Source organism: Defluviitalea raffinosedens, from assembly GCF_016908775.1.
Classification (GTDB): Bacteria; Bacillota; Clostridia; order Lachnospirales; family Defluviitaleaceae; genus Defluviitalea; species Defluviitalea raffinosedens.
In genome coordinates, this window is record NZ_JAFBEP010000019.1 from 33,063 (window position 1) to 58,032 (window position 24,970).

At 35.1% G+C, this 24,970-nt stretch carries 19 protein-coding genes and 1 pseudogene; 15 read left to right on the top strand and 5 right to left on the bottom strand.

The features are described from left to right. Positions 1 to 131: 131 nt before the first annotated feature. The 3 genes and pseudogenes from JOD07_RS12165 to JOD07_RS15495 all read left to right on the top strand — a co-directional run bounded on the left by JOD07_RS12165 (position 132) and on the right by JOD07_RS15495 (position 5,620). On the top strand, positions 132 to 947 hold the full coding sequence (locus JOD07_RS12165; protein ID WP_204614138.1) for a hypothetical protein: 816 nt from the start codon (positions 132 to 134) through the stop codon (positions 945 to 947). Beyond that, positions 934 to 4,149: a DEAD/DEAH box helicase gene (locus JOD07_RS12170; protein ID WP_204614142.1), complete on the top strand. Its 3,216-nt coding sequence runs from the start codon at positions 934 to 936 to the stop codon at positions 4,147 to 4,149. Before JOD07_RS12165 ends, JOD07_RS12170 begins: the two co-directional genes overlap by 14 nt. Positions 4,150 to 4,934: 785 nt before the next feature. Next, positions 4,935 to 5,620 (top strand): annotated as a pseudogene (locus JOD07_RS15495) (IS256 family transposase). Positions 5,621 to 6,067: 447 nt separating this feature from the next. On the opposite strand, the gene JOD07_RS12180 reads toward JOD07_RS15495, so the two are convergent. The 5 genes from JOD07_RS12180 to JOD07_RS12205 all read right to left on the bottom strand — a co-directional run bounded on the left by JOD07_RS12180 (position 6,068) and on the right by JOD07_RS12205 (position 14,858). Continuing rightward, a complete protein-coding gene (locus JOD07_RS12180) occupies positions 6,068 to 8,569 on the bottom strand; it encodes a DEAD/DEAH box helicase family protein (protein WP_204614143.1) in 2,502 nt (833 codons plus the stop codon). A gap of 1,171 nt (positions 8,570 to 9,740) precedes the next feature. Then, a complete protein-coding gene (locus JOD07_RS12190; protein WP_204614146.1) occupies positions 9,741 to 11,420 on the bottom strand; it encodes a dipeptide ABC transporter ATP-binding protein in 1,680 nt (559 codons plus the stop codon). Beyond that, positions 11,407 to 12,216: an ABC transporter permease gene (locus JOD07_RS12195; RefSeq protein WP_204614147.1), complete on the bottom strand. Its 810-nt coding sequence runs from the start codon at positions 12,214 to 12,216 to the stop codon at positions 11,407 to 11,409. The genes JOD07_RS12190 and JOD07_RS12195 overlap by 14 nt, the downstream gene beginning before the upstream one ends. Before the next feature lie 23 nt (positions 12,217 to 12,239). Further along, positions 12,240 to 13,187, bottom strand: a complete 948-nt coding sequence (locus tag JOD07_RS12200; RefSeq protein ID WP_204614148.1) for an ABC transporter permease — start codon at positions 13,185 to 13,187, stop codon at positions 12,240 to 12,242. 63 nt (positions 13,188 to 13,250) lie between these two features. After that, a complete protein-coding gene (locus tag JOD07_RS12205) occupies positions 13,251 to 14,858 on the bottom strand; it encodes an ABC transporter substrate-binding protein (RefSeq protein ID WP_243429319.1) in 1,608 nt (535 codons plus the stop codon). Positions 14,859 to 15,196: 338 nt separating this feature from the next. Here JOD07_RS12205 and JOD07_RS12210 point away from each other — a divergent pair, with 338 nt between their 5' ends. The 12 genes from JOD07_RS12210 (at position 15,197) to JOD07_RS12260 (ending at position 24,869) form a co-directional block, all read left to right on the top strand. After that, complete coding sequence (locus tag JOD07_RS12210) at positions 15,197 to 15,871, top strand: flavodoxin family protein (RefSeq protein WP_158741623.1); 675 nt, start codon at positions 15,197 to 15,199, stop codon at positions 15,869 to 15,871. 44 nt (positions 15,872 to 15,915) lie between these two features. Further along, positions 15,916 to 16,617, top strand: coding sequence for an MBL fold metallo-hydrolase (locus tag JOD07_RS12215; RefSeq protein ID WP_204614149.1), 702 nt, complete (start codon positions 15,916 to 15,918; stop codon positions 16,615 to 16,617). Positions 16,618 to 16,807: 190 nt separating this feature from the next. After that, positions 16,808 to 17,329, top strand: coding sequence for a sigma-70 family RNA polymerase sigma factor (locus JOD07_RS12220; RefSeq protein ID WP_330636308.1), 522 nt, complete (start codon positions 16,808 to 16,810; stop codon positions 17,327 to 17,329). Then, complete coding sequence (locus JOD07_RS12225; protein WP_204614150.1) at positions 17,322 to 18,668, top strand: hypothetical protein; 1,347 nt, start codon at positions 17,322 to 17,324, stop codon at positions 18,666 to 18,668. Before JOD07_RS12220 ends, JOD07_RS12225 begins: the two co-directional genes overlap by 8 nt. 274 nt (positions 18,669 to 18,942) lie before the next feature. Further along, the gene (locus JOD07_RS12230) at positions 18,943 to 20,160 is read left to right on the top strand and encodes an NAD(P)/FAD-dependent oxidoreductase (protein ID WP_204614151.1); all 1,218 of its coding nucleotides are present in this window, start codon (positions 18,943 to 18,945) and stop codon (positions 20,158 to 20,160) included. 90 nt (positions 20,161 to 20,250) lie between these two features. Beyond that, positions 20,251 to 20,634: an EamA family transporter gene (locus JOD07_RS12235; protein ID WP_330636309.1), complete on the top strand. Its 384-nt coding sequence runs from the start codon at positions 20,251 to 20,253 to the stop codon at positions 20,632 to 20,634. Between the two features lie 296 nt (positions 20,635 to 20,930). After that, positions 20,931 to 21,062 (top strand): hypothetical protein, encoded by a 132-nt coding sequence (locus JOD07_RS15705; RefSeq protein WP_279380863.1) that lies wholly within the window; start codon positions 20,931 to 20,933, stop codon positions 21,060 to 21,062. A 36-nt stretch (positions 21,063 to 21,098) separates the two neighbouring features. Further along, entirely contained in the window at positions 21,099 to 22,145 is a 1,047-nt protein-coding gene (locus tag JOD07_RS12240) for a hypothetical protein (protein WP_204614152.1), read from the top strand. A gap of 55 nt (positions 22,146 to 22,200) precedes the next feature. Beyond that, entirely contained in the window at positions 22,201 to 23,115 is a 915-nt protein-coding gene (locus tag JOD07_RS12245; RefSeq protein ID WP_408609354.1) for a DMT family transporter, read from the top strand. A 170-nt stretch (positions 23,116 to 23,285) separates the two neighbouring features. Beyond that, a complete protein-coding gene (locus JOD07_RS12250) occupies positions 23,286 to 23,660 on the top strand; it encodes a response regulator (RefSeq protein ID WP_158741630.1) in 375 nt (124 codons plus the stop codon). A 4-nt stretch (positions 23,661 to 23,664) separates the two neighbouring features. Next, positions 23,665 to 23,841 (top strand): hypothetical protein, encoded by a 177-nt coding sequence (locus tag JOD07_RS12255; protein WP_204614153.1) that lies wholly within the window; start codon positions 23,665 to 23,667, stop codon positions 23,839 to 23,841. A gap of 320 nt (positions 23,842 to 24,161) precedes the next feature. After that, positions 24,162 to 24,869, top strand: coding sequence for a DUF6033 family protein (locus tag JOD07_RS12260; RefSeq protein ID WP_204614154.1), 708 nt, complete (start codon positions 24,162 to 24,164; stop codon positions 24,867 to 24,869). Positions 24,870 to 24,970 lie beyond the last annotated feature (101 nt).

Consider the following 24,970-nt stretch of genomic DNA (forward strand, 5'->3'; position numbering starts at 1 on the left):
ATTTCAATTCAAAAAAAACATAAGTTATTTATTATAATGAGTAGAGTATCTACGACAAATTTAACTAATTATTGTAATTTATTTTATTATATTGTATATTATTGTTAATTATTTGTAATGGGGGAGATAATTTGTCAGTTGCTTTTGGGAAAATAGAGTATAGGATTAATAATCCTAAAGTTATTGCATTAGGTGTATCTCATACTATAGAAGAAATGAGGAATGCTTTGACTAATGAGGTATACAATAAAGTTTATGATATTCATGGTATTAATGATTTAATAGATTCAATTTTACAAGGTTTATCTGATACAGGTTTTAATAAAGAATCTTTATTGTCTGTTTTCTCATGTAATGATAAAATTACTAATTGGGAAATTGGGGAAGCTTATGCCCAAACATATATTGAAGATAATTATCATTCTTATTTACCATGGAATATTAATAGAGATACAAAAAAGCCAGGATCAAGTTTGCCTGGAGCTGATATTGTAGGACTACACAGTCATAATAATTCTGTATTTTTTTTATTTGGAGAAATTAAAACTTCTTCACAAAAAAAATATCCACCTAGTGTAACGTATGGTCCAGACGGTTTGAAAAAACAATTAGAAGAACTTTGTACAGAAGAAGAAACTATCATTACACTAATAAAATATTTGGGATTTAGACTAAAGAATACTAAGTATTGGGATATGTATCAAAAAGCTTTTTATAATTATCATATTAACAATTTCAATGTACATATATTTGGAGTACTTGTAAGAGATGTGGATCCGAATAAAAAAGATCTATCTGAAAGAGCTAAATCTTTAGCTTCTTATTGTATAAATGGTCGGCAAGTATATCTTACAGCAATATATTTGCCTCAAGATGCAATTTCAAAATTTGTATCTGTAATGGAAAACGAACATGAAAGGAGGGTTAGATTTAGTGCTAAAAAATGAAGATTTATATCGACTTGAGCAGCATTGGGCGGTATCTGCAATACCTAAAAATGTTCGGGATCATTGCTTTTCTGAGATTGAAAAAATTATTGTACAAAAATCTGTTGGAAAGCAGCTAGGGTTTAATTATGTTACTTCTAATCAATTAAAAATGCAAATTCGTAAGATTATTAGTGCTTACGAGATAGCAGCTATCGAAAATATTGGTAGTATAATTAATCCTACAGAAGCAAATTTGGATCGAGGATTATTTATTGCTGCATCATGGAAGGCCTATGAGTTATATCGTGCAATGGAAATTCCAGATAACTATCAGCAAAAAATATTTTTTGTATTGCATATTTCATCAATAGCATATTGTGGTGAGCGTTGGAGTGATTTGAGAAGATGGTATGCAGAGAATAATGAGATGATTATGAAAAATAACTACAATCCTCAAGGACAAGAGTGGGATATTTATTTACTTTCTTCTTTATATAAATGTTGGGTGCTATTGTTCACTAAAAAGAATTGGGAAGAGATGCATGAGATACAGTCGCATATAATTAAATTAAGAAATGAACAAGCACTATTTGAAAGAAATTTTTTAGAGTCTAAAGATAAGTTTAAGCAGTCTTATGCTTTACGGCTTATTTCAATCTATCATTGGGCGAAATGTACAGAGTTACTTTCTTTATATATAACGCAGGGAGAACCTTCAAATATTACGACTCAATTGGATAAACATTTTGAGGCTGCAATTGAAAGCGCATCTTTGAGCGGCGATTCTGAATTAGAAATGATTTTAAATTGGTTATATTGTGCTTCAAAGCAGATGATTGAAAGTTCAATATGGTGGATTTCTCGTACCATTAATTCGAGAACTACAGATTTTGTAAGATATGTAACAAGAAATCGTTCTTTATTTGAAATGTTACCTCCTCAAAAAGCTGCAATTCGCGAGCAAGGATTACTTGACCAAGCTTCAACTGCTATTGCTGTTGAAATGCCGACATCAGGTGGTAAGACTTTGTTAGCCGAATTTAAAATGCTTCAAGCACTTAATCAGTTTGAGGCTGATAAAGGGTGGGTTGCTTATGTTGTTCCTACAAAGGCATTGGTGTCACAAATTACACGTAAACTAAGAAAAGATTTTGATTCAAAAATTAGAGTAGAACAATTGTCAGCAGCAGTTGAAATAGATACATTTGAAGAGAATATGTTATCAGATAAAGACCGTTCATTTGATGTATTAGTAGCTACACCAGAAAAGCTGAATTTAATTATTCGAAATAAAAAAGTACCTAGACCTTTAGCTTTAATAGTGATGGATGAGGCGCATAATATAGAAGATGATGAAAGAGGTTTAAGGATAGAGTTTCTTCTTGCAACTGTAAAATCTGATTGTCCTACAGCAAATTTTTTATTACTAATGCCTTATGTTGAAAATGCCGCAACTTTATCAAAATGGTTGTCTTCAGATATTAGTTCTGGAAAGTCTATTAGTATAGGAAGTACACCATGGCAACCCAATGAACGAATAATTGGAATGTATAAAAAGTCAATTATTAATGATGGAGTTAAAGGGAATTGGATAATTAATTTTAAGACATTAACTACCACTCCTAAGACAATAAATTTAAATGGGGAATATTCAATTCCTGGGAATAAACATTTTGGGATACCACAATCAAAAGTTAATAAGACTATGTTAACAGCAGCTATGGCAAAAACGATGTGCGAAAGAGGAACTAGCTTGGCTATAGGCAGAACAATTGAGGATTCTTGGAAAATGGCTAGAAAAATTAGTGATGAGTTTGATATTTTAAACCCGATACCAGAAGAGATAGTACTAGTCCAAAACTACTTAAAGTCAGAAATAAGTCCCGATTTTGAATTGGTAGAAATGTTATCTAAAGGTGTTGGAGTTCATAATGCTGGACTTCCAGATGAAGCAAAGCAGTTAATAGAATGGCTTGCCGAAGAAGGATTATTGAAGGTGTTGTGTGCAACAACGACAGTGGCGCAAGGTATAAATTTCCCGGTTTCATCTGTTTTTATGCAAAGCATCTACCTTTCCACAAATCGCTATAGCAGAGAAATGAAACCAAGAGAGTTTTGGAATTTAGCTGGAAGAGTAGGAAGAGTTGGACATAGTAGTGTAGGTGTAGTAGGTATCGCATGTGAAAATGATGAAGCCAAGATAGAGACTTTTGTAAGTATGAAAACAGGAGAACTAATTTCCAGATTAGTATCAATGATCAATGAGTTATATGATGCAGGTAAGCTTTTTGATTTGAAGACTGCAATATATAATGAAGAATGGACAGATTTTCGTTGTTATATAGCACATATGTGTAATGAAAAAGCGTCTCTTGATGAGGTTATTTCTGATACAGAACAATTATTACGCAATACGTATGGCTATAATATGATGAAATCATCAAAAGATGGAGAAATAAAAGCCAAGGTTTTACTTGATGTAACACGAGAATATGCAGCAAAGCTAAAAGGATATCCTTCGTACATTGTATCAATGGCAGATCAAACGGGTTTTTCGCCAGAAAGTATTTATGCTACTCTAAATGAGGTGAAAAACCTAAAAAAAGAATTAACTTTTGATCGTTTGAAGTCACAAAGTATTTTTGGGAATGAGGGGGAATTAGCAACGTTATATGGGATAATGCTAAAATTACCACAATTAAAACAATTAACAGAAATTACAGGAGATGGGGTGGATCATAAAAGGATTGCTGCAATTACAACTGATTGGGTTTTAGGAAAATCAATTAAAGAAATAGCAATTAATTATTTTAGAGGTGAAGGTGATACTCAAAAAATAACAAATGCTTGTAAAGCAATAAATAAGCATATTGCTAATTGTGGAACATGGGGATTATCAGTTATAACTAAACTATCAGGGATTGATTTTGATGCACTCTCAGATGAGCAGAAACGCGAATTAAATTCTCTTCCTGCTATGATTTATCATGGGGTTAAAACTTCAGAGGCAGTTTTAATGAGAATGAATGCTGTACCGAGAAGTATCTCACACCAAATAGGAGAAGAATATTCCAAGGTAGCTAAAAAGTATACTGTTCAAGAAGCGCGTGAATTTATTAAGTCTTTATCAATAAAAGATTGGGATAATTTACGACATAAAGATTCATTTCTCACTGGGAAGGATTATAAAGCTGTTTGGAAGCTGCTTGCTGGGGAATAATGTATGAAGATAGTATGCTATAGCTTATAATGATATAGGGTTAGATTAGAATTATTAAAATATGGAAAAATTTTCTGAAGGAGAAGTATGATACTAATCAGAATTAAGGGGTTGTCGCATTAGCGATTATAAAAATCGCTAATCGACAGCTCCTTTTTATGAGTCTATGAAATTTTTTCTGCAAATAAAGAATTATTAGGTCTTCTATGATAAAATATAAAATCATAAGGAGGCCTAATTTTATGGCAAGAGAAAAAAAACCTATACACAAAGTACAGATGATAGAAGGGAAACGAAACATAATTTATCAACTCCTATAGGAGTACGATATTAAGACTGCTTAAAGTATTCGGGAAGCGCTTAAGGATCTACACGGTGGTACCATAAAAGAAATGATGGAAGCAGAAATGGAACATCATCTTGGTTATTAAAAAACAGAATGTTCAGACAATGATGGTTGTTGTAATGGCTACAAATCAAAGAGAATTAACAGTAGTTATGGAAGCATGGATATTTAGGTTCCTCAGGACCGTAAGTCTGCTTTTGAAGCACAAATCGTTAAAAAACGCCAAAAAGATATATTTGATTATTTGATATTGATTAAAAAAGTATGTCCATGTATGCAAAGGCATGACTACAAGGCAGATTTCCGATACTTTAGAAGACATATACGGGTTTGAGGTCTCCGAAGGCTTTAAGATGTTATTGATAAAATCATGCCACAAATTGAAGAATGGTAGAATCGGCCCATTTCAGAGACATATCCAGTACTATTCCTTGATGCAATTTATTACTCTGTTCGTGACAATGGTAGTATTCGTAAACTTGCAGCATATGTGATTTTTGGTATTAACCTGGATGAGTACAAAGAAGTGTTAACCATTAAAGTAGGCGAAAACGAAAGCTCAAAGTACTGGCTGACAGTTCTTAATGGGTTAAAGAATCGAGGAGTTCAGGATATTTTGATTATCTGTGCAGATGGATTAACAGGAATTAAGGAAGCTATAGTCACAGCATTCCCCAAAACAGAGTATCAGCGTTTATTGTTCATCAAGTAAGAAATACTATGAAATATGTTGCTGAAAAGTACAGAAAACCATTTTGCACAGATTTAAAGACCATTTATCAAGCTCCGACTGAAGAAAAGGCACTGGTTGCATTAGATAAGGTTACAGAGAAATGGGAAGGAAAATATCCAAACTCTATGAAAGGCTGGAAACAGCATTGGGATGCTATTAGTCCTATTTTTAAGTTTTCTGTAGAAGTCCATACCACAAATGCAATAGAAAGCCTGAAAGCTACTTACCGAAAACTCAATCGTCAAAGAAGTGTATTTCCAAGTGATACGACGCTATTAAAAGCCCTGTATCTATCAACGTTTGAAGCTACTAAGAAATGGACTAAACCCTTAAGGAACTGGGGGCAGGTTTATGGCGAGTTAAGCATTATGTATGAAGGACGTTTGCTTTAATTGATTACAACATATTCCTAAATTTTACAGGTAAGATATTCGCCTGTTGTTGACATGCAATAATTTAAATGCTATAAATAAAAAACAGTGCCTGAAAGCCTTTGGAAGCCTTCAGGCTCATTAATTATCATAGAAGATCTACATTTACAGACTTTTCTTCATACACTCAAAATTAATCCTATTCATGCATATGATAAGATAATTTTGGCAATATTAAGAGTATAAAACATATATAGATTTAAATTAAATTCTTGCCCAAGTTTGAGATGATGAATCTCAAAAACAGAAAATTATTTACACCCTCTAAAATTTATTACAGACTCAAAACTTATATATTTTTGGGATTACTGTGAATTTACTTAAGACTATTGGTTAGACAAAAAACTATAAAACAAAGGAATCTCACACTTTTATGTGCCTAACTTATTTATTAGAATAGTTCATTTTTTATATACCTGCATTTTTCACTATAAATTTAGTTGTATAATTTTTCACAAACTCCTGTCTTTGTAAGCTACATGCTTCTAACAACTTATTAATGTTAGCTGGATTTCTATAATTTCCATTCTGTACTACATTTTTGGCGAAAATTTCAATATTTTGTTTTAATTTACTTAGCAAACACTCATTCATAATACGTATTCGATCATCAGGCGAACAAGAGTATTCAAATACATTGCCTTTGTGCACAATTATCGGTGTTTGTTGACAACTAACTTCGTCATAAAGACTTTTAAACCAATTTATTGATCCGTTCATTTGATTACAGTCATGTTTAGATATTACGTCAGTTGTAACGCCATTTTTACACTCAATAACTAAAAATTCAAGTTCTCCAACTCTCCACAATACATCTGGTCCTTTACCAACTTCATTTTCAGGTCGTCTCCCTGTAAATCCTATATAGAATCCAATTTCTTTTAAAGCTTCTTCAAAGATGTTTGCTGTATCAGGTTTAAAAATAAGTTTATCAAGTAAATCCTTGATTTTTAGAATAAACTTATTTTCATCAAGCTTTCTTTCATCCATGTTAATTATGAATTGTTCCCCTTGTGCTTTATATCTTTTTAATTTTTTATCATATTGTATGCCTTCTATAGGTTTAATAATTTGAACATTATATTTAAGTGCAGATTTAAGAATATTTTGGGATTCAACTTTATCGATAAAATGATAATATTCTGCTGTTTGCTGTAATAACCATCCTTTCACATAATCGTCAGATTGTTGATGTGCTAAATTGTTAAGTATATTAGCAGCCTCTTTATAATTACCTATTTGGCATAAATTAAAACTGTCTCTGATACCTAAAATAATAGGATCAATTGTACCTCTTTTTTCATATTTTATATTATATAAAGCACTTTTGCTTGCATTAACCCAATCAGGATTTCTAGTTAAACAATAATTTGCTACAGAAATAATATCATCTATACTTCTATTTCTGACTTGCTTCGCAATTTCTTCTGATAGCTCTATTTGCTTTCTAGTCGCAATACTAAATTTTTCGAGAGCCTTATCAGCATATATTATATTAGTTAAAGTTCTCCCCATCATAAATATAACACAATAATCTGTGTTAGAACGTACTCCTCTACCCATACCTTGCTCTATTTTCTGAATACATTGGTTTAAAAGTCGTCTGCTTCCGTGAAGAATGGAATGCTCAAGTTTATCATAACTTCTTCTTACATCAGGAAAACCATCTATAACTAAAATTCTACAAGCTTCCTCTGGTAAATCAATCCCATCGTATCTATTAACAAAAACAACTAGTCCTACATGCTTTGCTTTTAAGGCATGAACTCCTTCCGCTATAGTCTCAGAATCAAATATTTTATCTGCAACATCTTCCCAGTATTGAGCTCTATGTTTTGATGGAACAATAACTACAGTATTATATGTTGCTGATAATTCTTTGAATTTTACTTTTAACTCATCATCTGTAATTTCAGGATTAATCTCCTGTGGTACAAGTATTAATCTATCTCCAATATCTTCAGCAGTATGCGGAGTAATAATAGTTTTAATATTTTTAGGATTGACATCGAAATGTGAAATTAAAGGACTGTCTTCTGCTAGTGTAGCACTCATAAATATTCTTCTTTTTGCATCTACAAAAGAAGTAATCTTACGAATTGGTATACTTTTTGGAGATATTTCTATCTTCCTTGTAGAAATAACACAATTGCAAAACTTTAATGAGTCTTTTAGAAGTGGCCAACTAAATAAAATTTTTGCATTCTCCCTATCATTATGTAAAATTTTCAATACATCATCATTTTTATCTATCCATGCCCAGTAGGGTACTAGCATATCTACTTCCGATATGCCGTCTTTCATTTCTAAAGCCTTAATATTTGATTGTTTATATAATTCTTCTTCAAAAAGAGAAAATATTAGATCATATTTTGGATCATTTCGCTCTATTTCAATTGTAAATTGTTTTTCAGTCGTATTCAAACAAGCATGAACATCATCGATTAATATACTTCCAATAGAAATATTTTCTCCTGGTCGTCGCATTCCGAATATGGATTTCCCATTAACCAGTTTAAAAATATTTATAACTAATATAGCTTTTCCTCTCACAAAATTAAGATCAGCTTCATTAGTTGTCACATCTATCCCTAAACTTTTTCCCTCTTCAATAACCTGTTCAATTAAGTAAGAGTCTGGTACTACATAAACTGCAGGACTAATTCCCTCATTTAGACAACTTTTTAGTATTAATAATCCTACAACAGTTTTTCCACTTCCCGTATTCATCTTAATAACTATATCTTTCTGATTTCTTAATTCATACCATTGTTTCCATACATCAGTTTGCACGTCTCTTGGAAATTCATATTTTTTATTTTTGCAGGGAAGTACTCTAAATATGTCTTGTGGAGGCAAAATATCTGCCATATTGTTAGTTTTAATTTTATTAAAGTCAATGTTAAACATAACACTTTCCTTTCTATGGATTTTAACAATATATATATATAATTTAACAAATAATAGGCTATTTTCCAACACTTTTTAACATTATTTTTAGATTAAAAAAATTTTTATAATAAATATTGGAGTACATGATTAATATATGCTCCTTTATGATCAATGTCATTTAGTTAAGTAATATTTTATTAGGAAAATATTTTTTAATGGAATAACAAATGTTGGACGCTATCGTAGGTAGCTACTGTTTTACTCTTTTTAACATGGAGTGTCAACATTTTTCTAGATAATTTAATGGTAATCATTCGGTATTCTCGTGGAGTTAAACAGAGAAGAAAAAATTCGACGATTGCTATACTATTTAACATAATTTGCTAGTTTATATTTTAATTCATATAGATTTGAAAATGCATGATTACAATCAAACTCAGTTTTTGTGATTTTATAAGTCGCTTCAACGACAGCATTATCATATGGGTATTCTTTATGATTTACTGATCAAGTTATATCAAAAGATTTGAGTGTTTTCTCAATTACCTGTTTTTTGAATTCGGTTCCATAGCGTGTATGAAAAATTTGGATATCCTTCAGATTGTCAATAACAGTTTGAAAGGTTTGTTTTACTAGTAATGCTGTTTTATTAGGTCCGGCACGATAACCGATGATTTCCTTATTAAAGAGGTCAATAAAACACATATATAGTTCCAGCTCATACCGACTCAGACATATGTTAAATCACTTACGACTATATTTCTAAATGGCTGTTGGTTAAAATTTATGTTAACGATATTTTCTGTATTTGACTCGTTACAGGTATCTTTCTCTGGGTGGAATTGAACTTTAGTGTACTTTGAAACCATCCTTCCTGTTTCATTATTTTGCCTATCTGGCGGAGAGACGCAATAATGCCCTGGTGTTAGTATATAACAGTGGACACGAAAAATTTAACACGATACAATAGGCAAAAGAAAGGTGTGTTAAACAATGTCCAAAAACGGTAATCGTTATTCAGAAGAATTTAAACAACAGATAGTTGATCTACATAATGCAGGTAATTTTGTTTCTTACCTGAGTCGTGAGTATGGTGTAGTTAATGTAACGATATATAAAAGGGTTGGACTTGTGTCTACTCTATTGACACAAGTCCAATCCTTTTGATTTTAAAAGAATACTTAACAGATTATAATTCTGCCTGTATCATTGCAGATTTGAGCAGTTCTTTTGTATAGTCATGCTGAGGATAGTAAAATAATTCCCTGGCTTCCTTCATTTCTACAATTTTACCTTTATAAATCACGCAAACCCGGTCGCACATTTGAAAGATCACGTTTAGATCGTGGGAAATGAATAGATAGGTCAAGTTGTACTTTTTTTGTAAGTCTTTTAGCAATTGCAGTATTTGTGCCTGGATGGTAACATCCAGAGAGGATACAGGTTCATCCAGAATAACCAGTTTAGGATTTACAATGAGTGCAGCTGCGATGGCTACCCGTTGTCTTTGGCCGCCGCTTAATTGAGAGGGGTAGCGTTCCAGATGTTTCGTTGTTAGTCCTACCTGTTCGATGATTTCATGGACTTTCGCCATTCGTTCTGTTTTACTTAGTTTCGTTTGAAGTCTTAGGGGCTCTTCTAGAATCCAGCTGATTTTTTTAGTAGGATTTAGGCTTCCATACGGGTCCTGAAACACCATCTGAGGCTTGGATACAGATGATGCATCCCCTATAAAGGCAACATCATTGATTTTAATTGTCCCCTCAATTTCTTTGTTCAATCCCACAATGGCCTTTACCAGGGTGGATTTTCCGCTTCCACTTTCTCCGACAATACCGAAGGTTTCTCCCTGGCTCACGGAAAGAGAGACATCGTGAATGACTTGTTTTCTGGTCTTTTTCCCAAAGAGTCCAAGGGCTTTTTCGGAGTAAAAAACATTGAGATTCTGAATAGTGAGGATTCCTGGTTGTTCTTTTTTATGATTTACAGGGAGAGTCCTGTTCTTGCTATTTGCATTGTTATTTTTTTTTGAACCCATAAAGAAAGTTTCAGATGGTTTTCTATCGGATTCTGAAAATGGCATGGGAATTGCTGATATCAGCATCTTTGTATAGTCCGTATCAGGATGGGTAAATAATTTTTTTACTGTTCCAGATTCTTCAATTTTACCGTCCTTCATGACAATTGCTCTGGTGCAAATGCTTTGGATCACTTTTAAATTATGGGAAATCAGGATAATACTTGTTCCATGTTGCGCATTCATTTTTTTTAGCAACCTAAGTATTTTGTCCTGTGTGGTAACGTCAAGGGCTGTTGTAGGTTCATCCGCAATGATTAGTTTCGATCCGGCAATCATCGCCATGGCGATCATTGCTCGTTGTCGCATACCGCCGGAGAGCTGGTGAGGATACATATGATAAATTTCGTGAGGATTTGACAACCCCACTTTTTTTAATGCCTCTAATGTTAAGGCTTTACACTTCTCTTTCACATAATTTGAATGAAGCCTTAATGTTTCTTCTATCTGAGTACCTACGGTAAGCAGGGGATTAAAAGATGTCATAGAATCCTGAAAAACCATGGATATTTCGCTGCCACGAAGTTTGCGAAATTCCTTTTCTTTCATAGCTAAAAGATTATTTCCAAGGAAATAGATTCCGCCGCTTAGGATCTTTGCAGAGTCAGGAAGGAGTCCCATCGTTGCCAGAGCAGTTATGCTTTTTCCTGAACCGGATTCTCCTACGATTCCAAGAATTTCACCTTTCTTAACTCCCAGGGAGACAGAATCCACTACAGTATTCACTTTTCCCCGTTTCGCAAATCCAATGGATAGATTATTTATGTTTAAAAGTGTTTCATTCGTATTCATTCTCAATACCTCCACTGATGAGGCTGAAGCCGAGTACGGTCAGTACGATCATTACACCGGGGGCTATGGCATACCATGGGGAATCCAGAAGATAGCTTTGGGCTTCTGACAGCATACGTCCAAGACTTGCCTGGGGTGGCTGGACGCCAAGACCTAAGTAACTTAGTCCTGCTTCGGCAAGGACAGCATTGTTAAATCCAATCAAAAGGGAAGGAATCAGAACCCTTTTTATATTTGGCAAGATATGGACAAACATAATGCGAAAACTATTTGCTCCCATTAATTTTGCATTTCTGATAAAATCTCTTTCTTTCAGAACAATAAATTCACTTCGCACCACACGGGCAAAACTTGGAACAAATATGATTCCTAAGGCAAAGATAATATTATAGCTTCCCGGGCCAAATAAACTTACAAAGACCAGTGCCAGTAAAATGCTTGGGAAGGAGATGAGAACATCATTTACTCTCATTAGTATTTCATCCAGCCATCCTCCGAAATATCCTGTAAAAGCTCCAAGGATGGTTCCTAAGCTTGCCCCAATACATACGATGGCTACAGCTATGATATAGGTGGTGCCAGCTCCTTTCATGACACGGCTTAAGATATCCCTGCCAAAGTTATCGGTACCCAATAGATGGGTGAGACTTGGGGGACTGTTTTTTAATGCGGCATTCATCTTGTTCGGGTCATATGGGGTATAAAAAAATCCAATCAATACAACCAAAAGGATGAATGTTGTAATCGCAAGACCGAGTATGTAATTAAAATGATCGTTTTTTCTGTTAAGTTTCATCATTTCCTCCAGCATATTTTGGTTTAATTGCTTCTGAGTCTTGGATCAATCCATTGGTAAATCAGGTCGACCAGGAAATTAATTATGATGACTACCGATACAATATAAAGAATAATTGCCTGAACAACAGCATAATCTCTGTTTGCAATGGATGCGACGAGCAATCTGCCCAACCCAGGCAGGTTGAATACCTGTTCCACAAGAATAGTTCCTGCCAGAATATCGGCAAGTACCATGGCTAAAAACGTTATTACCGGAATTAGTGCATTCTTTAATACATGTTGAAAAAGGATTCTTATGTTAGTCATACCCTTGCTTTTTGCTGTTCTTACATAATCAAGCTGCATTTCTTTTAATAAAGCACTTTTTAAGAATTTAACCATCATGGCGATTTTAGGAATGGCTATTGCAATGGCCGGAAAGATCATGAACCGTAAGAAGTTTCCAAAATTCTCATCCAAAGGGGTATAATTTCCCGGAGTAAACCATTTTAAAAGGATGCCAAAGACCAGTGTAAGGATCATGGCCAAAAAAAAGGAAGGTACGGACATAAAAACCTGAGTCACCAGTGTAATAAAAGAATCCAGGATACTATCCTTTTTTCTGGCAGATAAGATGCCAAGGGGGATGGAAACAACCACAATAAGGAGAAAAGATAATCCCGCCAGCCAGAGCGTAACGGTTAACCGATCCTTTATTAAAGTACTGACTTTTATCTGCATCTGGTATTGGGATGAGTAGCCAAAGTCACCTTTTAATGCACCCTTTAACCAATTGATGTAACGGGTGGGGAGGCTATCATTTAGCCCGAAGTGTTCCCGGTATGCTTTAAGCTGTTCTTCTGTAGCATCCATGCCAAGGGCATTTAGAGCACTGTCCCCCGGGATGATCTGAAAAGCAGTGAAGGTCAGAACAGAAGCCAAAAAGAGGGACAGGATGAGTGTGATGCATTTTTTTACGGTATATTTCATCTGAACCTTCACCTCCTGAAAACATAAAATGGATTCATAGTGCATGCAGAATGTTTTAGTTGATTAATTGGATTGAGATCCTTTTTTGTAATAAACCAGTGACATGTCCTGAACATAAATGGGATAATAAGTATACCCACCTAGTTTGTCACTTATTGCAGTCATCTGATAGGGATCCTGAATAAATACGGCAACAGCATCGTTGGTAAGCATAGATTCCATTTTCTTGTATAATTGTATCTTCTTTTCTTCATTTGTTTCTGTTTCACCCTGTTTATAAAGGGCATCAAATTCTGGGTTAGTATAGTTCATAAAATTGTTTGCTGCGTCCGAACGGAACCGATCTAAAGCCTTTCTGGGCGCCAGTTCTGCTGCCAGTCCTACGAGGGTTGTCTCATAGTTGCGGCCTTTATAGACGTCAGATTTCCAGCTGGACCATTCCATCAGCTGGATTTGAGCTGTGATACCAACCTGTTTTAACTGTTCTGCAATCACCTGGGCAGTATCAATATGATACTGATAATTGGAAGGAACGATAATCGTAAACTGAAAACCGTTCGGATATCCTGCTTCTTTTAGTAATTCCTTAGCCTTTTGGGGGTCATAGGGATAAACATTTACAAGGCTTTCGTCATAATACTTTTTAAATTCCGGGTACATATTGGTACCAATGACATTGCCTCGTCCTCCGGCAACCATATCAATGACAGCCTGCCTATCCACTGCGTAGCATAGGGCTTGTCTTACCAGTTTATTATCAAATGGTTTAATCTTATTATTAATAAATAGTCCCTGAATCAGATTCATGGGACCCGATTCCAGATGATAGCCTTCTGGAAGCTGAGAAGCCTGGGCGTCAGTAATGTATGGCAGAATGTCTATGGTTCCTGCCTGAAGCTCCATGAATGCAGCATCTGTATTGGAGGATATTTTGAAAGTAACCTGGTCAAGATAGGGCAATTCTTTTTTGTAGTATTCTGTGTTCTTTTCTAAGATTATGCTCTGTAATGGTGTATAGGATACAAACCTAAAGGGACCTGTACCGATAGGGTGTGTATTCAATGCATCATAATCCTTTGGTACAATAGCACAGGTTAAGTATGGAAGCAGTTCGGTATCGACCTGCTTTAGGCGAACTTCGATTGTCTTTTCACTGGTTGCAATCACATCAGAAATAACAGAAAGCGCCGATTCTGCTAAAACCGTTGGATCTTTTGGTTCAAGCATACCGGCGCTTCTTTTTATGGAATATACAACATCATCAGCTGTAACAGGGCTGCCATCATGAAATTTTACACCTTCCCGTAAGGTAAAGGTATAAACCATTCCATCATTTGAAATCTGATAGCTTTCCGCCACAGCCGGAATTAAGTTTCCGTTGGAATCAAACTTCACCAAGCCTTCAAAAATGTTGAATAAAACCTCTTTGGTTCCTGCCGATAATGCTTTGTGCGGGTCAAGACCATCCAAATCCTGAGTTATTCCTATTGTGATTGAACCTCCATAGGTAGACTCCCATTGAGTAGCCTCCACAGGTTCAGCAAAAGACGAATCTTCATTCGCGGGAGTTTTGCTCTTATCTGTATTTTCCTTGTTGCCACTACATCCGTAGAGTGCAACAGTAAATACAATGATAAGAAGCAGAGCTTTAGTTAGTTTTGATTTCAGCATAAACTCACTCCTCACTTTTGATTCTCTTTCATTATTAAGTTGTAAATAAAATTATAAAATATTTTGTTAATATTTGCAAGAAAAAAATAACATTTATAGGTGTAAAACAAAATTATTTTAAAAAATACCGATTCAGGATGAAGCATCCGGATTGACGTTCTACCTTTTAAGTGGCTGTTATGTTATAGAAAAGTATTGTATAATGATTACTATATGAATCATTGTAGCTGTTTGAATGATCACTAAATTTTACCTAATGTTGAAGTTAAAAATATTATCAATGGCCATTTAATGTTTTATACAGTTAACTAATATCATCTATTTAAGGAGGTAAAGGTATGAAAGTGATTATGATTAATGGCAGTCCGAACGCTAATGGATGTACTTTTACTGCTCTTAGTATTCTCAAAGAACAACTGGCTTTAAATCGAGTAGACTCTGAGATATTCCAGATTGGGAAAAAGCCAGTCAGAGGATGTATCGACTGCAGAGTATGTAAACAACCCGATACATATGGCAAATGTGCCTTTAATGATGATCTGGTCAATAAAGTAGCAGAAAGTTTAGCTCAAGCTGACGGACTTATTATAGGCTCACCGGTGCATTATGCTTCTGCAAGTGGTGCTGTGACATCATTTTGTGACAGATTGTTTTTTAGCACAGATTCTAAAGTGAAAAGGCTGAAGTTTGGCGCAGCTATTGTATGTTGCAGGCGTTCCGGAAATACTACTGCTTTAGATCAGCTCAATAAATACTTTACAATTTCACAAATGCCTGTTGTGTCTTCGAGTTATTGGAATGGTATTTATGCAACGACTCCTGAAGATGTTTACAAAGATGTTGAAGGAGTTCTTACTTTGAAGAACCTTGCCAATAACATGGCTTATTTAATTAAATGTAAATACGCAGGCAATGTTGAACCTCCAGTGGATGAGCTTGCAAATTTCACACGAAATTTAAAACCAGAGGAAATAGAACGTTTCATGCGAGGGCGAAAACTTAACAGAGATTAAGGATTAAATAGTTATGTGAGAATTTTCTGTTTGGAGTGATGCAAATGGCTGATGTTATTCAGATAAATGATATGACCTGGAGGATTGAAGATGGCGGTGTTCGCTTCTTTTTGCTTGCTGGAAAAGAAAAAGCGTTGCTTATTGACAGTGGCATGAATACACCGAATGCAAAAGAAATTGGGGAGAGTACCACAAAGTTGCCTATCATGCTTCTCAATACACATGCCGACCCGGATCATATTTCGGGGAACGGTAGCTTTGAATCTTTTTATATGTCTCCTGATGAAGATGAGAATTACAGGGCACATGGAGGAACAGGTTCTATTTTGCCTGTAAAAGATAATGAAATCATCGATCTTGGGAACAGAACTTTAAAGATCATTACAATTCCTGGACATACACCTGGCAGTATAGCGGTACTGGATATAAATAACAGAGTACTCATTGGAGGAGATAGTATTCAGGATGGAAATATTTTCATGTTTAAAGAACGCAGAAACATGGCGAGGTATATTGAGAGCCTGAAGAAGTTGTTGCTGTATAGAGATGAGTTTGACGCTATATATCCATCCCATGGTTCGTTTCCGGTTGGTCCGGAATTAATAACAAAGCTGATTGAAGGTGCTGAGCAGACTATTGCTGGAAGAGCAGAAGGAAAAATAGTAGATGTATTTGGTACAACGGTTATGCTGTATAAATTTCCTTATGCCGGATTCTTGTGTGATCTTCCGGAAAATATGAAGTGAGCTAAATGAATTGACAATTTTATAAATGAAAGTCCTGTTTTAAAAAGCAGGACTTTTAATATTGCCTAATTGGGTTGGATTATTTTTTATATTTTTGTTGAGAGAAATTAAAATTACAGTGCGTAGTAATAAGTGAAAGACCAATTTGACACAGGAGGTGATGAAATTGGAATATTCACAAAGTGCACTTGTGAAAGCAATTAAAGAAAAAGACGTATCCGCTTATAGCTATATGATTGAAAAATATACAAAAACCATTTATTGCTTAGCCTATCATATCTTGTCACCATCTATGGGTAAGGAAGATATTGAAGAATGTGTGGCTGATGTATTTTATGATGCATGGGTTAAAATCGGCCAATTTGATGAAGAACGAGGAAGTTTCAGAACTTGGCTTTTGACTTTAACAAAGTATAAAGCACTTACATACAGGCGCAAAAAGCCATTTCTAAACAGTATTGCCCTGGAAGATGTGAAAGATGAGGCGAGCTACAGCATTGAAAATCAATTCTTATTAAGGCAGGATCAGGAGAAGGTTATTGAAATCATTAATTCTTTTAATCCAGTTGATAAGGAATTGTTTTTCAGGAGATATTTTTTTGGCGAGAAAATAAGCGATTTAGCCAAATCATTTAATCTATCCAGATCAGCTATAGATAACAGGCTTTTAAGGGGTAGAAAAATAATTAAGGAGGCGTTAGGGTATGAATGAAGAGAAACTCATGAACCTGCTCAATAGTTTAGACGATGATCTGGTAGAAAAAGAAATCGACAAATTATTGGAAGGAGTAGAGATAGATATGGAAAGTATAAATAAAAAAGCTCATGATAAACTAAATTCTGAGTCTAAAAAGATAAGAAGGAGAAAGAAAGGCTTATATGTGGCAGCAGCTTGTCTGGCAGCAGTCAGTGTTTCAAGTTTATATGCCAAAGATATTTCAAAGGCTGTTTTATCATTTTTAGGCAAAACACCTGTATATGATACTATTGTGAATGGAGAGGCTTATTATCTGAAAGACAGCCGAAAACTGGATGAACACTTTATTATAGATAGCTTTATGGTGTCAAAAGGAAAGCTGGAAATGGAATTGGTTACAGATTTACCTTTTGAGGAACTGGGAGACATTTATATAATTCCTAAAGATAATCCGGACATAGTTTATTTCCCTGCGGGTTATTCTGTTGACGAGAACAACAAGTATTTCTTAAGCTTTGCCAATAAAACAGAAGAAAATTATCATATTGAGCCTTTTAAAGAATTTAAGTTTGAAATTGCAGGAAATACCTATGAAGTTTCATTGGATACAGCAGCAAGCTTTGATTCAGAGAGCGAAATTTATGCAGCTGATGAAACAGACAACAATGATTTAGGAGTGAACATGGGTGCTAAGTTTGTTGAAAAAGATGGAAAACGCATGTTGCAAATCATTACTGCATTTGAGGATAGTAAATTGCAATTAGATAAGCTTGGTAAACCTAAAAATACAGATGTTTCTTCGGAGTATGAGAATTTAGAGAAAGGTGGCATAAGAAGTTCTTCGACAGGTGTAGATACAGAGACACTTTATGTGCAAGATCAATCTGGAAAGCGTTACTCATTGGATATTCCAAAAGATGCGAAAGGTCGCCCGGTAACTCTATTTGAAACAAAAGCACCAAAAGATGCAGAACTTACCCTTAAAGTGCCAGCTATCGTTGCTTCAAATCCTGCTGTACAAGAGCAGTTAAAATTAGCTGTTCCAGAAGAAGGAGAAATATCTATAGATCAAGAAATTGATTTTGGAATCCAAAAAGTTAAAGCTAAAAGTATCAAAAGATTGTCTTCAACATCAGCAAGTATTGAATTTGAATTAGATACGCTCTCAAATGATAAGGTGCATGTAAGATCATTTGGTTTTTACAGCAGTGATATTAAAAAAGCAGAAGGCAAATTCGACGCAAGTAAAGCCGTCATAACTTTAGAATTTAAAGAAGGAACTGATGCAGTCAACCTTTTAATAGACTATCCAGAGTTTGTAATTGATGGAGATTGGGCGATCAACATGTATTAAGATAAGCCCTATCTCATTAAACCATCTTATATAGATCCTATTCCCCGGCTGCTTGTTGTGATACTCAGGGTATCACAACAAGCAGCTTTATTATATTTTATAATACTTCCTGGATATATGCTGTGTCATTAGTCTATGTATAAAAGTAAAATATTCCAGATGATTAAATAGAATATGTGATGAAAAAATAATATAAACAGATGAAATCATGAATATGTGATATAATAATGTTAAGAAATGGAGATTTAAATCATTTTTACGGAGGACGAAGGATATGAATAATAATTTTTCAGGCAGTTCAAGACAAATATTGATTATCGGAGGTGGAGCCGCAGGACTTTCAGCAGCAAAGGCAGCTAGAGCTCAGGACCCGGAGGCTAATATCATTATGTTTGGGGAAGAGAACCTGTTACCATACTATAGGCTCCGTTTATGTGAGTACATTGGCAAGAATGCAGACTATGATGAGCTTAAAGTCAACAAAGAAGACTGGTTTGAGAAGAACAGAATTCAGGTGGAGACCTCCTCAAAAGTTACAGCAATAGATGTTGAAGGCAAGAAAATCACTGTTGAAGGCAAAGAATACAGCTATGACAGCTTGGTGCTGGCTACGGGCAGTACACCCATCATGCCTTCTTTTAAAGGGAAAGAACTTTCAGGTGTCCATACCTTATGGACCTGGGAGGATCTTGTGGGAATCAATAAGAGTCTAAAGGGTGCCAAAAAGGCAGTTGTGATCGGAGGAGGACTGCTTGGACTTGAAGCTGCACACAAAATTTCTGAAATGGGTATTGGAGTATCATTGATAGAGGGTATGCCAAGACTTTTACCTAAGCAACTGGATGAGGAAGGTTCAGAAATATTTAAGGATAAAGTGGAGAGCTTAGGTATTAGGGTGCTTTGCGGAAAATGTGTGACAGGTTTTGAAGGGGATCAGAATGGACAGGTTATGCGAGTGCATATGGATGATCATACATCCCTTGAAACGGATGCTGTTATTGTAGCGGTTGGCGTTGCGCCTAATACAGAAATATTCCAGGGAACAGGCATAAGTATAGATCGATTCGTGAATGTCAATGAGAAAATGGAGACCAGTATTGAAGATATTTATGCGGCAGGGGATGTAGCAAGTGTCAACGGCAGATGGTTCGGGCTCTGGGCAGTAGCTGGCAAACAGGGACAGGTTGCAGGGACCAATGCTGCAGGAGGAAATGCTGTTTACAAAATAACGGATACACCTTATATACTTGCCACTATGGGAACAAGAGTTGTTTGCTTAGGTGATACAGGCACTCTTCCCGAAGCAACTTATGAAATAGATCAAAAGATTGATAACGAACACTTTAGCTATTCTAAACTTGTATTTCGTAACGGAGCATTTGTTGGATATATCCTTGTTGGTGAACCGGCAAAAGCTTTCAATAAACTTCAGTCTATGATTAACACCAATGCAAGTGTTGAATCTATTAATAAAATTTTATATAATAATTGAAAATGTTTTTAAATTAAGATATTTTTTTAGGGGGAATAGAAAAGATGATGTTTAAGTTTATCTGGCCACTTGCAGATCATACTGTCAAATGTGTTTTATCAAATCAGCGCAAAATCAGCACCAGATGAAATGAATCCTTTTGCTTCCTTAACAGTTACTTATGTCATTGGTGCGGTAGCGTCTTTGATTTTTTATTATGTGTTGAATAAGGAGGCAAACATCATTCATGAATACAGTAAAGTAAACTGGGCGCCATCTGTACTTGGTTTTGCTATTGTTGGTCTGGAAGTCGGATATATTTATGCTTATAAAGCTGGATGGCCGGTAAGTGTAGCCCAGATTGTTCAGGCATCGGTGCTGGCAGTAATTTTGATTTTCGTTGGCTACCTGCTTTATCATGAGTCAATAACATGGAATAAAATCGCCGGAATTATTGTTTGCTTAACGGGTCTTGCACTGATCAATATTAATTAAGCGATCAATTCAATTTTAATCTGATTTGAGTTAGAAATAGGGGCTCCCAGATGTTGGATAGTTTCTTAGGCAGTTTGCCTGAGATAGCAATGTCAGGAAGCCTTATTTTCATTAAGGTTTTTTGTTGAAATTTTCTTCCAAATGTTTATAATATTTTATATTATATTCAGCTGTAATACAGGGCGTGCGGAACAGGTTAATGAATTAAAGCTGATTAACAAGTAATAAGTAATGATCACAAAGGGGTGCTTCAACTGATGCATCCCTTTTGTCAAAATAAATTCAAATTCAATGGAGTGAGTTATTCATTTTTTGCAGATCATCAGGGAAGAACTCTGGAAGATGCTATTAAGTGCTGGAAATACAAGAAATCGTTAAAAGGGCATAATCGATATGAAAAATCGGATTTCATAGCATTGGAAGTATAAGGTAAGCTAAGAATTTATGTAATAAGGAGTAAACATATGAATATCAGATATTTGCAGGATATCTTATCCCGTATAGATGAGATTAAAGTAATAGGGAAAAGTGCTACAGTAGACGGTGTCGTCTGCAATGTCATGGGATTGATACGCCATGGTATGGAGATGGAGCTTTTGATTTTGCAATATGATGAGAATTTTGAGCAAATGATTGAGGAAAGTGAAGAGGCAGAGATGTCTGATGCTGCGGATGTACCCGAGAGTAACAGGATGTTGATGCGTGCTGACAGAAGGAATGATGCCATAAATTCAATCTTCCCAGTTGAAAAAGTGTTTATTGGAGAAGGAGAATTTAAAGTATATGTTTCGGAATCCGGACAGATGAGTACAGAAAATAGGGAGGATATATTACTCCTTGTCCAGTTTCTAAATAACGGATGGCAACCAAATGGGATCGATTATCAGAATATAAATACCTTATTTTTGACCAGGGCAAAATTGGAAGGGGACTATATATCTATTCCAGATTTTGATTCAAGTACAGAAATACGCTTTGTAACGGGAATCCGAAGTGTCTCGCATCAGGTGGAAAAGCCTGTCACTTTGATTGTTGGGGGAGAATATTCAGATAGATTATGGTTTCAGGATGCAGACACCGGTGAAGAACATTGGGCACAGATTAATAGGGTATATTTGTTAGACATGTGGGCGGAAATGGAAAAAACTTTCAGCAACCCTAAAATTCAAGAGAAGATGACTTCTGAAGAGTTTACTCGTGCAAAGTCAGATTTTGAAAAACATTTTTTGGAGATTTGCCCCAGAGGGATGTATTTTCCTATTGTTGAATATGAGTGTGAAGAAGATATCTCTTTACAGTTTTATTCCAAAGCTTATTTGGATTCAAAGCCTTTACACAGAGGAAGTAGTATGGGATTTATTGTTGCACCGGATCAGTCTACAGGTATTCTGGGTCTTAAACTCAAAGCTGCTGTAATCCAGGAACCAGTTTCTCCTGATACCAGTTCAATCGAAGTAGAATTATTTCAATATATTCGTACTATTAGTGGCCGTGAAATTGTGTTGAAGTAGTCAGGGATATGTGAGAACCATAAGCAAAGAGGTTAATGTAAGGAGTGGAGTTATGATAAAAACGCGTTCTATAGCTGCTGGTCATCTGGCGGCTGTATTCAGTATTTTGATTTGGGGAACAACCTTTGTTTCTACCAAAGTTCTTTTGGAAGATTTTTCGGCTTATGAAATACTGTTTTTCCGTTTTATTCTATGTTATATTGCCTTGTTTCTGGCCCATCCCCATTTTATAAAAACTAAAAATTTGAAGGAAGAAATTCTTTTCCTTGCTGCGGGTTTTAGCGGAGTGACGATGTACTTCCTGCTTCAAACCGTAGCACTTACCTATACCTTATCTTCCAATGTGGGCATTATTGTTTCTGTTGCTCCATTTTTTACAGCGGTATTGGCACATTTCTTTTTAAAAGGGGAACCTCTGAGGCCTCAAGTATTTTTTGGATTTATCGTTGCAATGGCAGGAATCACTCTGATCATTTTTAATGGCAGCTTTATATTAAAATTAAATCCTAAAGGAGATATCCTTGCTGTATTAGCTTGCCTATTTTGGGCGGTTTACTCCATTTTGATGCGAAAAGTAAGCGAACTGGATTATAACAATACGGATTGCACACGGCGAGTATTTTTCTATGGAACTTTGTTTTTAATCCCTGCTTTGATGTTTTCAGATTTTCATTTGGGGCTTGTACGTTTTTCTAAACCTGCCAATGTACTGAATCTTTTATTCCTTGGCCTTGGAGCTTCTGCATTGTGTTTTGTTATATGGAACTGGAGTATAAGTGTACTTGGTGCAGCCAAAACAAGTATCTATATTTACTTAATACCGGTTATTAATATTCTGGTATCGTATCTTATTCTCCATGAAAAACTTACGGGAACATCTCTGATTGGTACTTTATTAACATTGGCTGGACTGTCTCTGTCAGAGATAAATGTAAGAAAAAAGCCAAATGTTGAGAAAGTAAATATTTAGTCCTAACTATTGGACTAAGCCCTTGGTATGTAAATAAAAAATGGACCGACAAAAAGACGGTCCTTTATTTTTGCTGGGAAAAGTCAATATTGTAGATATTATGCTATAATGTAATAATAAATAATACATTTTGGATAAAATGGTTTGTTTTTGTAAATGGTAATAGAAGTATGGCGAAAATTCTAATTGTAGAAGATGACAGGTCAATAAATAATCTGATCGCAATGAATCTTTCTGTCATTGGTTATGAGTGTAAAAAAGCACTTGATGGTTACCGGGCTGTGGAAATGATTAGGAATTCAAAGTATGATTTAATATTACTTGACATTATGCTCCCGGGGATGAGCGGTATGGATTTGTTAAAACATACTATATCTGAAAACACAAAAGTGATTTTAATTACTGCCAGGGGAGGCCTAACTGATAAGTTGGAGACCTTTAACCTTGCCTATTATGACTGCTGGAGTGATTGTAGCAGTATTCGCCATGGCTTTCCCGGTATTGGCAGAGAAATTTCAGGAAAGTGGCCTGGAGAAAGGCGTTGAAACTGTGGAAGTAAGCCCATCAGAAATTCCAAATCTGGCGGCAGACAAAAATCAAAATGAACTTTCAGCTCAAGAAATGATAAGTATGACAAAGGAAGGAAAGATAGTGAGTTTAATTTCATGGAATAACTCTTTTAATGAGGTACCTGATTATTGTCGGGTACCTTTTTTAATTATGTAAGAAACTCCTTTGGATTTCCTGTGCAATGGTAAGAAAAACTCTTTCTTGGTGTGAATTATCTTAATTAAACAAGTTTTGAAAGTTGTTTGTGTTATTTTAAATACATTTTACTCCTTTTAGCTCAATAAATAGATATTTTTTACGATATAATGAATAACAGCTATATATTTTATCAAGATGTGATTGTTTAGAACAAAGCTAAAAATAGAAAACCTGAATGCCGAGACTTTCATTTGTCTACTTTCACTCACATAAGAGAAAAATGTTTTTTACGGTGTTTGTTTTAACTGTGATGATGAGAAATGAAAGGAGAGTAGAAAATGGGTATGAATAATATAAATAATGTTTTAGCAATATCACAGTATGGAGCAGTCAGATGGGCTGGCAAAGCGCAGAACGTAGCAGCAACCAGATTAAGTTTTGCACAGATCTTACAAAACATAGCTGGAGCAAATATGACAAAGCTTGATACCTATACGGACTATTTAAGATTATGCTATGGAAATGTGATCGTTAAAAATGTAGGAAAAGACCAAAGTGATGTAGATGCTATGGGGGCAGGAACTACAGGGACAAGAAATGTTGTCATTGCACCATATATTTTAAATCAGATGGCAAGCGATCCGGATCAAGCCTCTTATTTTGAGAGTAAGATACAGAATTATTTGAATTCCATATTAAGGTATCAGGCAGAATTGTCTGCTATGGGACATGAAATACATTCATCCGGCATTATTATTCACTCAGATGGAACGGTTACACACTATGTTACCGGAGACCTAAAACCCGAAGTAAGAAAAAAGATAGAAGCTGACATAAAGGCAGAGGATGAGAGAAAGATAAAATTAAAACGCAAAAAACAGCATCAGATGCTTATTGCAGAGGCAATGGCAAGAAAAAGAATGTTACTGGAGTATTATCAGTATTATAACTACTATAATAATGATTTTAATTTATTAAATAATTATTCATTAACTGCAATGCAATTTATCATGGCTGGACTGATGGAAAACAAATATTACTTATGATAGTAAAAATCCATCTATTTCTGGTATTGAACAGGGATATTATGAGTAATTGAATTTTTATACTTGATGTAAGAAAATCTTAAGAAATTTATAAAGTAAAT